Annotated in this window: 12 protein-coding genes and 2 pseudogenes; 12 read left to right on the forward strand and 2 right to left on the reverse strand. The window is 39.0% G+C overall.

Going from position 1 to position 12,228, the window contains the following annotated elements; translation table 11 throughout:
• Nucleotides 1-162: 162 nt before the first annotated feature.
• From AKG39_RS18350 to AKG39_RS19565, 4 genes are all read left to right on the forward strand, one after another.
• A complete protein-coding gene (locus AKG39_RS18350) occupies nucleotides 163-1,464 on the forward strand; it encodes a DUF262 domain-containing protein (protein ID WP_050741863.1) in 1,302 nt (433 codons plus the stop codon).
• Nucleotides 1,465-1,485: 21 nt separating this feature from the next.
• Nucleotides 1,486-2,070 carry an HNH endonuclease family protein gene (locus AKG39_RS18355; protein ID WP_050741864.1) on the forward strand — a complete coding sequence of 195 codons (585 nt, stop codon included), beginning with the start codon at nucleotides 1,486-1,488 and terminating at the stop codon, nucleotides 2,068-2,070.
• 59 nt (nucleotides 2,071-2,129) lie between these two features.
• Complete coding sequence (locus tag AKG39_RS18360; protein WP_050741865.1) at nucleotides 2,130-3,233, forward strand: NERD domain-containing protein; 1,104 nt, start codon at nucleotides 2,130-2,132, stop codon at nucleotides 3,231-3,233.
• A 389-nt stretch (nucleotides 3,234-3,622) separates the two neighbouring features.
• Nucleotides 3,623-5,536 carry a UvrD-helicase domain-containing protein gene (locus AKG39_RS19565; RefSeq protein WP_423230046.1) on the forward strand — a complete coding sequence of 638 codons (1,914 nt, stop codon included), beginning with the start codon at nucleotides 3,623-3,625 and terminating at the stop codon, nucleotides 5,534-5,536.
• Here AKG39_RS19565 and AKG39_RS20950 read toward each other — a convergent pair.
• Nucleotides 5,428-6,953, reverse strand: a pseudogene (locus AKG39_RS20950) (IS3 family transposase); the annotation flags it as partial. The gene AKG39_RS19565 and the pseudogene AKG39_RS20950 sit on opposite strands and share 109 nt — an antisense overlap.
• A gap of 106 nt (nucleotides 6,954-7,059) precedes the next feature.
• On the opposite strand from AKG39_RS20950, the gene AKG39_RS18375 reads away from it, so the two are divergent.
• From AKG39_RS18375 to AKG39_RS18400, 7 genes and pseudogenes are all read left to right on the forward strand, one after another.
• Nucleotides 7,060-7,479, forward strand: coding sequence for a 3'-5' exonuclease (locus AKG39_RS18375; protein WP_050741867.1), 420 nt, complete (start codon nucleotides 7,060-7,062; stop codon nucleotides 7,477-7,479).
• Nucleotides 7,480-7,650: 171 nt separating this feature from the next.
• The gene (locus tag AKG39_RS18380; RefSeq protein WP_050741868.1) at nucleotides 7,651-8,124 is read left to right on the forward strand and encodes a hypothetical protein; all 474 of its coding nucleotides are present in this window, start codon (nucleotides 7,651-7,653) and stop codon (nucleotides 8,122-8,124) included.
• A gap of 156 nt (nucleotides 8,125-8,280) precedes the next feature.
• Nucleotides 8,281-8,745: a VOC family protein gene (locus tag AKG39_RS18385; protein ID WP_050741869.1), complete on the forward strand. Its 465-nt coding sequence runs from the start codon at nucleotides 8,281-8,283 to the stop codon at nucleotides 8,743-8,745.
• 73 nt (nucleotides 8,746-8,818) lie between these two features.
• Nucleotides 8,819-9,655, forward strand: a complete 837-nt coding sequence (locus AKG39_RS18390) for a CPBP family intramembrane glutamic endopeptidase (RefSeq protein ID WP_242852668.1) — start codon at nucleotides 8,819-8,821, stop codon at nucleotides 9,653-9,655.
• Between the two features lie 45 nt (nucleotides 9,656-9,700).
• A pseudogene (locus AKG39_RS20595) lies at nucleotides 9,701-9,811 on the forward strand (WCX domain-containing protein); the annotation flags it as partial.
• Nucleotides 9,812-9,868: 57 nt separating this feature from the next.
• Nucleotides 9,869-10,303: a DUF1801 domain-containing protein gene (locus tag AKG39_RS18395; RefSeq protein ID WP_050741871.1), complete on the forward strand. Its 435-nt coding sequence runs from the start codon at nucleotides 9,869-9,871 to the stop codon at nucleotides 10,301-10,303.
• Between the two features lie 121 nt (nucleotides 10,304-10,424).
• The gene (locus AKG39_RS18400; protein ID WP_242852667.1) at nucleotides 10,425-10,658 is read left to right on the forward strand and encodes a nucleoside triphosphate pyrophosphohydrolase family protein; all 234 of its coding nucleotides are present in this window, start codon (nucleotides 10,425-10,427) and stop codon (nucleotides 10,656-10,658) included.
• A 451-nt stretch (nucleotides 10,659-11,109) separates the two neighbouring features.
• Here the strand turns inward: AKG39_RS18400 and AKG39_RS18405 are convergent, their stop codons facing one another.
• Nucleotides 11,110-11,493: a hypothetical protein gene (locus AKG39_RS18405; protein ID WP_050741872.1), complete on the reverse strand. Its 384-nt coding sequence runs from the start codon at nucleotides 11,491-11,493 to the stop codon at nucleotides 11,110-11,112.
• Nucleotides 11,494-11,672: 179 nt separating this feature from the next.
• Here AKG39_RS18405 and AKG39_RS18410 point away from each other — a divergent pair.
• Nucleotides 11,673-12,228 (forward strand): transposase (locus AKG39_RS18410; protein ID WP_160316227.1); only part of this gene is annotated, 556 nt, incomplete at its 3' end.

Below are 12,228 nucleotides of genomic sequence, written 5' to 3' on the forward strand. Positions count from 1 at the left end.
TTCCCTGACACCAACATATATAGAATGTGATAAACACAAAATATTTATTAAACGTGAATTTAAAAAGATTGTAAGGCTTTGCAAGTCTTATAAATTGACAAAATAGCGTAGCATAAAAATTTATAAGTAAAGTTATTCAAATTATAAATGGAGGAAGTATAAATGAGATCAGAAGCGACATCATGTTATTTTTTAGGAGAAGAACCCAAAAAGTTAACTGTCCCTTTTTTCCAAAGAAGATATGTTTGGGAAGAAGCTAATTGGAGAGAATTATTAGAATCTCTAGAACCTGACAATGCGACTAAGGCATTTTTGGGTTCAGTAATAATAAAACGAGTAAAAGAAAGTAAACCATCAGAAGGAATTATAATAGATGGACAGCAAAGAATAACAACATTATCGATATTAATGAAGTCAATCTATGATATTATACGAAAAAAAGAAATGGCTCAGTCTTGTCAAGAGGATGATGACGAAAGTGAATATGAAAGTATTATGAGCACTTTAAAAACAACTTTGTTTTATAGAATATATGATTCAGATAAGTTCAAAGAAAGTAGTATTAAGATACAGCATTCAAGAGTTGATAAAGAAGCATATGAATGCATAATAAATACTGGTTTTAAAAATAAGGATTATATTCCAGATGATGTTCAAAAAAAATATGAAGACAGTAAAATAATGCAATGTTACATATTTTTTATGAAAACCTTAAAAGAACAACCAATAGAGTATCTCAAAAAATTACATGATAGTATGTATAGTAAAGAAGATCGTATATTGGTGCTTATTGAGTTAGGCGATGGTGATGTGAATGAACAGACAATATTTGATACAATTAATCGAGCAGGTGTTCGATTAACAACCTCGGATATAGTGAAGAATAATATTTTTAAACAGTTGCTCGATTTAGCTAAAACGGATAATGAAAAAAATGATATTTGTAAGCTGTATGATGATAAATGGGAAAAATTATTTTATAGCAATCAAGTAGATGATAAAAATAATTGGTACAAGGTGCGGTCATTTGGAAATGTACAAAGAACAAATTTAGATTTTATATTATATTGTGTTGCCTGTATCAAATGGGGTAACGGTGAAAAAAAAGAAATATTTTCTAATCTCGAAAGTGTTTATTTAAAGAACACAGAGAAGTATGACATGGAAAAACTAATTAAGTTAGTTGAAGAAATAAATGAGTATGCATATATATTTAATAAATATGTTCTTGAATTCCAAAATAATTTAGCAAGTGAAGATGAGGTGGAAATCTTTAAATATAATGAACACGTTAGAAGATTATTGCTAATACTTGAAAAGTATGGGGTTCAAATGTTTTATCCATATGTCCTTATGCGAATAAGAGATACAAACTCTAATTTTAAAGAACCCCAATTAATAATGGATTTTAGAAGTTTAGAAACATATATAGTAAGAAGGAGAATTGCACGAAAGAGCACTTAGAACTATGCCAACAAATGTAATATGCTGATTAAAGATGGTGTTGCGAAATTATTTAATGATGATACTGATAGTATTGACAGTATTAATGATACTATAATAAAGAATGCTTTGACGAATATGGTTCCAGACACAGCTAAGATGATTCTTTTCAGTATTGAATTAGAACGCATAAGCAGTTTGAATTCTGATATAAATGGTCTTGAATATGATTATCAACTGGAACATATTATGCCCAAAAAATGGGAAACGAACTGGTATAATGTTGACTTTGCATATAATGATAACGGTCAAATAAAATATGTGGAAAATTCAAGTGACAAGAATTTTGAGTATAAAGAAAAGAGAAATGGACACATAATATATTTAGGCAACATGACGTTACTGAAAGCAAAGCTTAATGCATCAATAAGTAATAAAAATTTTGAAATAAAAATTGAAGGTTCAGGTAATAATAAAGGTTATAGAGTACATTCATTGCTTCATATTACGACGGATATTATTGGAAAATATGATGCTGGTGATAAAATATGGGATGAAATTCATATAGAGAAGAGGAACGATGAACTCTTCAAAAAAATAGTTGAATTATGGCCAATACAGAGCTAGTGCCTGGCACCAATATATAAACATATTTCATTCACTGAAGATTTGAAAGGAATTACAACATGGCATTATTCAACAAACTCAACACCCCAGTCTTCCTCAAAGAAGTATCCGACACCACCCAATACATCAACCGCCTTAAAGAACTTCAGGACAGAGCCACCGGCAAAGTGAAAGACGACATTGCCCGGGAAATCAATCTGGCCAACTATGGTGAAATCGGCGAAAAGAACATTGCCTTTGAACTTAAAAACTCCGGCATGCCGATGTACATTATCCATGATCTGCGGCTGGAATTTGAAGAGCTGTCGGCTCAAATTGATTATGTAGTGGTCACCCGGAAACTGGTTTTTTTAATTGAATGCAAAAATCTCTTTGGCAATATTGATGTTGATAATCAGGGGAATTTTGTCAGGAAGTATTCCTGGAATGGAAGAACCATCAAAGAAGGTGTTTATTCGCCGATTACGCAAAATCAACGGCATTTGGATGTCCTCAAACAAATGAAAAGAGCTGACAAAAAAAATGCGATTACTAAAATGCTTTTAGATAAACATTTTGGTGATTTTCATAAAAGTATTGTGGTGCTGGCCAATCCCAAGACCGTGCTCAATGTGAAGTATGCTAAAAGGGACGTCAAAGACAAGATTATCCGGGGGGATCAGCTCATTCAGTATATTAAGGATGCGCTTAAAAAGTCAAAGGAACTCACCAATAGCGATACTGAAATGGAAGAATGGGCGCAACGACTGCTGGCCCTGCATATTCCCAATCAGACTGACTATGCGAAGAAGTTTGAAGACCTCATTGATCGTGTAACCAATGACAGTGAAAAGGAAGCAGTTATCGAAAAAACGGCGGATTCCATGATTGATAAGGCAAGTCTTCCACCTGTAGTTGAAAAACCTATTATTGTCAATGAAACCATGGCTGAATACTTGGCGCCTGCTGATAATAAAGAGACACTCATCAAACAGCTAAAAGCCTATCGTCTCGAAAAAAGCCGGGAAGAAAACATCAAGGCTTATTGTGTTTTCAGCAATAAACAAATGCTGGATCTGATCGACAAAATGCCAAAGTCCCGGGATGAATTATTGGGTGTTTCCGGCTTTGGTCCCGTTAAAGCCGAAAAGTACGGCGACGTAATTATTGAACTGTTGAAATAGGGTGGGTGTAGTGACCCCAATGGGAGGACCGGCTGATGTGCTTTTTTCGAAAATACTTTGAACAGCGAAAAAGAAAAAAACAGGAGGCAATTGAAAAAAGGAATGCGTTTAGCCTGGATATCCCGGCATCAACTTTCGAGTTGGCGGCTTTATTTTCTGATGTCAATGTGTATATCGATCCTTATCATGTCGCCCAGTGGAAAGCTAAATGGTCAAATTTAATCATTAGCGCTGCGGCCTATCAACAACGCACAAAAAATAAAATGCCCTTGGAAGCGGAAACCATAAAAACGGTCGATGGCTTTAATGAAATCGTTTTGACCATCGATGAGCAGGTGAAAAGTCACAATGATGGCTACATTGCCCTTCGCATTGACAACCTGAAAAAAATGATCTGTCCCATTGAAGGCCGGAGCCTCGATGACCAGCAATTGGCCTGCATTTTAAAGGAAACCCGGAATCATATTGTAGTGGCCGGGGCCGGCACGGGCAAAACAATCACGGTCATCGCCAAGATAAAATTTCTGCTCAAGGCCAATAAATTCAAACCTAATGAGATTCTGGTGCTGTCGTTTACCAATGCTTCGGCCACGGAGATGTGTCAGCGGATCAGAAAAGAAACCGGGGTGAGCATCGATGCGATGACCTTTCACAAGCTTGGCATGACCATCATTACGGCAGTTAATGGGGTTAAACCAAACATCACCCAAATTAGTTTGTCGGCCTTTATTAGGCAAGCCCTCAATGAACTGATCAAAAATCCGCTTTATTTGAAGAAATTCATAACTTATCTTTATTTTCATCGAACCAAACAAAAATCGGAGTTTGAGTTTACTACCCAAACGGAATACAATGACTACCTGGAACTGAATCAACCCATCACCATGAAGAATGAGATCGTTAAAAGTTATGGTGAAATGGATATCGCCAATTATTTATACAAAAACGGCATTAACTATCAGTATGAAGTCCCTTATAAAATCAATACCGCAACGGAGGAATATGCCCGGTATGTTCCGGATTTCTATCTGCCCGATGAGGATATTTACATTGAGTATTTCGGAATCAATCGTAATGGAAAAGTGCCGAGTTACTTTACTGGAAAAAACAACAAAACGGCCTCACAAACCTATAAAGAATCGATGATATGGAAAAGAATGCTTCATACCGAAAACAATACCGTGATGCTGGAGTTGTATGGCTATGACATGCTGGAAGGACAGCTGCTACAGGAACTTGAGGAAAAATTAAAGGCTGAAAATGTTTCATTCAAGCCTAAATCCGATAGTGAGTTATGGGTTGAGATTAAAACCACGCATAAGAGCATTTTTGAGTCGTTAGGTCGATTATTTGAAACGGTTATCAATCTGGTGAAGATTAATGACTATCCCTTTGAAAAAGTTTATGCATTAAACAAGGTTCACAAAGGGAATCAATATCAGAATAATCGGAGTGTGCTTGAATTAATCGAACCAATCTTCAACCGCTATGCAGCGGAACTCAATAAGAATAGTGAAATTGATTTTAATGATATGATTAACCTGGCCTCGAAATATGTTGCCGACGGTAAATATCAGCATCCCTATGGCTATGTGATTGTTGATGAATACCAGGATATCTCTAAAGCCCGGTATAACCTGTTAAAACACATGCGGGATAAAAATGATTATGGCTTGTTTTGTGTCGGGGATGACTGGCAGAGTATTTATGGGTTTGCAGGCAGTGATCTAAATTACATCCTGGATTTTGACCGGTATTGGGGTGTTTCTGAGAAAAGCAAAATTGAAACAACCTATCGTTTTTCACCAAGCCTGATTCAGGTAAGCGGTGAATTTGTGATGAAAAACCCCAAACAAATAAAAAAGAAGCTGCGCGCAGCAAATGAAGCCCTGACTGTGTCTGCCCATGGATCAAACCACGCCAATGAATTTTCGCTGGGCCTGATTGAAGGGTACACGGCCAAAAATACGGTGACCTTTATGGAGAATACCATCACTGATCTTCCCCAAAACAGCAGCGTTTTTTTCATCGGCCGTTATAATAACGATGTTAAGATATTTGAAAATAGTCCCTTTAAATGTCATTATGAAAAAGTAATGGGTAAGACTATCGGTGTTTGTCAAGATAGTTGTCATCATTTTACAACTTTTTCACTATACATATTGCAAACTTATGCGGTCGAAATATCCATTAAATCCTGTTCCTCCGTTTTTACCGGATTAAGAAAAACTTTGACATCAAGTTCCCATTTCCGGCACTGTCGTGACCAACGATTCGGATTTTTTTCCCTGGCTTGTTCATAAACGCGTTGCCGGTTTTGAAAAATAGCAGCAGCCATGCCGGTATGTCGTTGATTGGGCGTCAGGAAATTAAGACCACTGTGATGATGTTCATGATTGTACCAGTGAGCGAATTTCAATACCCATTGTCTGGCTTCGCTGATGTCCAAAAACCCTTTGTAGGGGTAATCCGGGCGATATTTGCAGGTTCTGAAAATCGATTCGGCATAGGCATTATCATTACTGACACGGGGTCGGCTTCGGGAGCCGGTAATTCCCAATTGATACAATGTTTCCAAAAGGGTTGCCCCTTTCATGGGGCTGCCATTGTCTGAATGAAGCACCAATGGTGCCTGTCCGGTATGTTTTTCGGATAAACAGGTTTTTCGCATCAGGGTACTGGCATGCTCGGCGGATTCCACCGGCCAGATTTCCCAACCAACAATCTTGCGGCTGTAAAGATCCAAAATCAGATAAAGATAGAAGAATTGTCCGGAAATGGGGCCTTTCAACCAGGTTATGTCCCACATCCACACTTGATTCGGTCCCGCAGCACAATGGGTGGTTGCCATCCGTTTGATGGGCTTTTCGCTGCGACCGCGATGGTTTTGCTGCTTCACTTCTTTTAAAATGCGGTAGATCGTTGACTCGGAGGCCAGGTAAATCCCTTCATCAGCCAGTTGTGGCACCATTTGGCTGGGTGGCTGGCTTTTAAAACGATCACTGTTCATATGAACCAGGATCACTTGCTTTTCTTCGAGGGTTAACTTATTTTGGGGGGCCGGTCGTTTGGCATGGGGCCGCTGGTCTTCCGGGCGTTTTTTCCAGCGGAATAAGGTGCGTTGGCTAATCCCCATAATCCAACAGGCTTTTTCCTCCATTGCGCCAGCGGTAACGGCTTCCAGGATGAGGGTGACGGCAATGGCGCGATCGGCAGGGAGGATCATTCGTCCTCGGGTTCCCCCCAGATCGCTCGGCACTTTTTTTGAAGAACCAACAATGCGGCTGTTTCAGCCAAAGCTTTTTCTTTACGGTTGAGTTCCTTTTGCAACTGTTTATAGGCTTTGTCTTTATCTCTTAAATGGCGTTGCAGGGTGGCGGTTTCCTGTGCCACTCCGCCATTTGCCTGCATACAGGCATCCCGCCAGGCCATGACCTGCTCGACGTAAAGACCTTTGCTGCGACAGTACTCGGCGAGTTCGATTTCATTTAACGTGGCGGTTTCAAGAACCACATGAAATTTATCTTTAGGATCCCAGTTCTCTGAGCTGGTATTCGTTTTAGGAATCACCATTCCTTTTTCCTTGGCCTGACGCTTCCATTTATAAAGCGTTTGCTCTGACAGACCATGCTCTTTGGCTAATTCAGCAACAGATTTGTTTTTAGGTGGCATTATTTCATTCAGCATCTTGTCTTTGAGGGTTTGACTGTATTTTGACATAAGGTTTCTCCTTGCGTTTTTTATACTATACACTTTTTAATTCCTTATGACAACTATGCTAACACATAGGGCTATGGTACAACATGCCAAAAGAAGTGATCTTAAAATGGCGTTTTTATCGGCCCATCGGTCAAAAGGGTTGCAGGCGGATTATGTATTTATCATTAATAATAAGGGGAAAAGCTACGGTTTTCCCAGTAAGATTCAAAATGATGAGGTCGTCCAATTGCTGCTTGAGGAGTCGGATGATTACCAATACTCCGAGGAACGACGCTTGTTTTATGTGGCGATTACACGAACCAGGAAAAAAGCCTGGTTGCTGGTTGAAAAAGACAACAAATCAGTGTTTGTCCAGGAATTGTTTTCGGGTTTTGCGAAAGAGTTAATGACTGAGCGGTATACATGCCCTCAATGCGGGGGCAGAATTTTTAAAAAGAAGGGCGCCAACGGTGAGTTCTTTGGATGTTCCAATTATCACAAGGGTTGTACTTATACTAAAAAGATTACGGTGAAAAAACAGGCGTGAAAGCTTTTAAGCTGTCCCTTCATGCTATGTATTAATCGCCTAAAAGAGATTCAGGATAAAGCCTACTGGCAAAGGAAAATGCCCTGCAATCTAACCTCAGTTTAAAGAAAAGGTGGAAAACCACTGGAATAAACGCATCAAAATTAATGTAGTTTTCCAGAAGAAAAGAAAATGCCTAAATATAGTTTTAGAAAAGGGGATCTTGTTTTGAATTTATTAAAAAAACTAAAACCATACTTGATTATAATTATTCTTATCATATACGTTGAAGTTATTGGTAATGGAAGGCTTCTAACTTCCATAAACCAATTATCTTTTTATTATGAATTAGTAAATGTGGTGATCAGTAGATTCGTTGTTGGTTCATTAGTCGGTGTTATTTTGTATATATTAAATTTAGATGATTTAAAATTGACTTTGAAAATTAATATACATTATTTAATTATTGCATTATTTTTTATCTTGATTTATTGTTCTCGTTATATCTCAATACTTGGTTTTCAAGTCAATATGTCAATTTCAATACCATATTTATTAGTTGCCTCACCAGTTATATCATATGTTTTTCCAGTGCTGGTAGGATACTATTTATCAAAAGGATTAATTTCAACAAAAAATAATAGTGCTGTGACTACAAAGACATGAATCAACAATTAGATATTATTTCGGATCGGAGGGACGATTCTGTCTTTTGTGCAGTTTCCATTCGTATGAATACGAAAGAACCGTCCCTTCATACTAACATGAAGTTGACGAGCAGTTTTTAACTGCGGATTATTTAAATTATTGGAGGAGTTTCAAATGAAATATCAAGGTGTTTGCATTGCAGTAAAAGATATCAGTCTTTCCAAAAAGTTTTATCAGGATTTATTTGGGTTGGAGGTGTTTCAAGACTATGGCAGAAATATTTCCTTTGGTGGATTGTCTTTACAGCAGGACTTTGACTGGCTGTTAGGTATTCCCAAGAAAAGCGTTTTAAAAGAATCTCATAATATGGAGTTGTATTTTGAGGAAAATGAATTTGATGACTTTGTTTCAAAATTAGATCAACGCGAAGGCATTAGGTATATCGGGGATGGCGTTAAGGAAGCTGAATGGGGACAACGATCCGTCCGTTTTTATGATTTAGATGGCCACATTATTGAGGTTGGGGAGAATCTGAAGATGGTTGTAAAACGATTCCTTGATTCTGGGTTATCAATGGCGGAAACCTCCAAACGCATGGATGTGTCGGTATCGGATTTGGAAACACTTTTGAATAGTTAATTCCTGCGTGGTATTAACACGGAGGGACGGTTTAAAATATATAAATATGAAATGAGGGCTAAACTTGATTGAGATGTTAAAAAACATGAAGTATCGGTATCTGCTTCTGGGGGTTATTTTTACCTTGGCGTTAAGTTTGATCCTCTTGACCTTGCTGGGGGTGGGGAGTCCGTATATCACGGCGATTGCTGCAACCTTATCACTTTATTTCTTTCCCATCGGCTGGATCTTTTATCATTTTAGAAAACACCATCAGTCCTTCCGTCAATGGCTGCAGCCGACACGATTTAAAATCAGCGAAACGGTCGCGGCGGTAATATTTCCGGAATTACTGGGGATCGGGATCCTGGCCTTGATTACCCTGGGACTTATTCTGGCATTGCCCGCCGGGGGCTTTAACGAACTGCCGGAAACCCCGGCCACCAATTGGGGACTTGTTTTTATATCCTCGGTTGTCCTGGCGCCGATCTGTGAAGAACTGATTTTCAGAGGCTTTGTTTTTAATAAGATGCTGACCCGATTTTCACCGGCCAAGGCGGTGATTTTATCCTCGGTGATTTTTGGCGCGCTGCATCTGACCACCGGGATCAGTCCGACCCTCGTCGGGATGGTCTTGTGTGTGATCTTTATGAAATACGGAAGTCTGCTGCCGTGTATGATCATCCATGGCCTGCATAATCTGGCGGTGATGCTGCTTAAGTATTCTTCATCCCTCAGCGCCGATACTGCAACCGCAACCGAACTGTTACCCGCTGATATGCAACTGTTGTTAATTATAGGGGGCATTTTTATTGTGATTGGCTTGGTCTGGCTGGTGCTTTTCTTTCGAAAAAACTGGCATTATGCGGCCGAATTTATGCTGCGATTCCATGGTGCTGAAGAGCCGCTGCCCAATGGTGCCGGGGAATAAGCTGTCAAATAACGTAGCATTTCGTCAATTTTCCTTTCATCGAGATACAATACTCTTCTCAGTTTTGGGGATAAATGCGAGTGTTTAGAGCCGTTACATATCCGCATGGAAATGAAGCGTCGAATACATGATATAGCAGCCAGTTATTTTGATTGATTATGTTCTTAAGTATAACTATAATGATATTAAAACGGATGATTGGAGTGATATAAAGTGGAAAAAACAGAGATGACAGTTGACGAGTATTTCTCATCACTAGCTGAAAAAGATAGCGAAACCCTGAAGAAAATAAGGGATATTATTCTCAGTATTGCCCCCAACATTAGCCAGAAAGTTTGGCATGGTGTATTTTGGGGTGGGAGTGAACAAACAATTCTTGGCTTCGGAGAATTTAATATTACAAAATCCGACAAGAAAGAAATTGAATGGTTCCTGATTGGAATTTCCAGACAGAAAAACTATTATAGTCTATATGTAAACGCTGTAAAAGATAATCAATATCTGATAAAATCATATTCGGATAAATTAGGTAAGATTAAAATTGGAAGTAGCAGTATCGGTTTTTCCAAACTGGAAAATGTAAATCTTGACACCTTGAAAGATTTATTTATCGAAACACTCGCGATTTACAATCAAAAGGAAAGTTGATTGTATAACATAAGATTTAGGACCGAACCATCGCGGAAATTAACCAGCGGCTGTGGTTTTAGTAGCAATGAGGAATCCAGGTCAATACTTTAAGCAAATTTTATGATAAAAAGAGGAAAAAATGAAAGATACAAATTTTAGTGAAGTAATTGAGCGTTCTGCCCAAATTAGAAAACGCTATCATCAATTGGAAAGGCGGTATCATGGAAAGGAATGGACCGTTGAAGAGGATGCCCTGGCTTTTTTGACAGATGCAGGTTTGGTTGGCCGACTGACCATGGCTCAGCAAGGGCGATGGCCTAAAAGTGGGGAAATAGACTCTGAACTGGAGCATAAACTTGGAGAATGCCTATAGTGGCTGATTATTTTAGCTGAGCGTACAGATATTGATATCAATGAGGCCCTGGAAATGTTTTTATCCAAAACTGAAAAGCAGTTAAGTGATTAGCTCATGCAGATCGGAGCGGTAGTTCTTTTGTACAGATTCCATTCGAGTGGACACGAAAGAACCGTCCCTTTATGCTCTCGCAAAAAAAACTGCGCGGATTATTTTTTTTCCGTTCAGCTTTTTAAGATGTTCATGTTACCAGGTCGTCAGGATATAATTTATCTGACTTAGATATGGGGCTGCTTTTTGATTTGAGATAGATATTTGAGAGCGTTGAAATGGGGCAGATCGTACACCAGGTTCTTGGTTTATAAATGAGGGCCAGAATCAGGCCAATCAAGGCAGTGGTCATCATCATCGAATAAAAACGATAGGAAAGATGCGTCAGCCACGGTGCAATGCCGGAAAACTCAAATAGCTAGGGCATTGCGCCGGGAATGGGCAGGACAATTAATAACCGTAAATAAGTCATCGCCGGGATGCCCCCGCCGGCGACCTTTAGGGTGGACATGATGATAATAAATAGGCTGATACTAAAGTAGATCAGCATTATCCATTTCATCTTGCCGTTAATAAAGAATTTCGGTCTTTTATAAGAATTTTTTGCGGTCAGCTTACCAACGGCGTTATAAAGGCTGGCCCGCGGGCAATAGCCGCGACACCAGGTTTTTTGGTTATTGCGAAACAAAAGAATCAATGGCAGGACCATGCAGATCAGGCCGAGTAGGGCCAAGTGAATGTTGATAAATCCTATAGCAAAATAGAAAAGAACGAATAAATATAAATGACGGTTATTACGCAAATGTTTGCCTCCTGACAGTTTATGTGTTTGGTAAGATAATAGTTAAGCAAAAGGTCTCCAAAAAGTTGTGCACCCATTAAGGTGGTTTCGAAGCAAAGAGCCATTGTCAATACCGATCAAATGAGTTACCTTTAAAGATGTCCAGTCTCTAAGAAAGGTAACCAGGAAAGGTGATTAACATGGCTCAGAAACAGTATATCAAACAACTCTTCGAAAATGAAGAGTTATCCTTGCGGGAAATCGCCTGCAGGATGGAATTAAGTTTTCAGACCGTTCAAAAATATGCATATATGGAGGATTGGAGTGCACACCATCTGCCGGATGTGAATCCAAACCATTACCCGATTCTCAAGGATGTTATTCCCATCATCGATCTTTGGCTGGAGGACGACATCCGACAGCCAAGAAAACAGCGACATACAATAACGCGTATTCATGAAAGACTCCAAAAGGAGCATGATTTCAAAGGAAGTTACAGTACGGTTAAAAAATATGTCCGTAAAAAGAAATATATTATGCAGCAAGGCAAAGAGGGTTTTCTGCCACTGACACAACCGATGGCACATGCCCAGATTGATTTCGGGACCTTTACTTACATCGATGCCTACGGTATCAATCAAGTGGCCTATGCCTTAACGATTACTTTTCCATATTCCAACAAAGGCTACACACAGGTATTCAAAGCTCAAAACCAGGAGTGCCTATTGGAAGGAATGCAGCGGATCTTTGGCTATA

The sequence above is a fragment of the Acetobacterium bakii genome (genome assembly GCF_001263355.1).
Taxonomy (GTDB): Bacteria; Bacillota; Clostridia; order Eubacteriales; family Eubacteriaceae; genus Acetobacterium; species Acetobacterium bakii.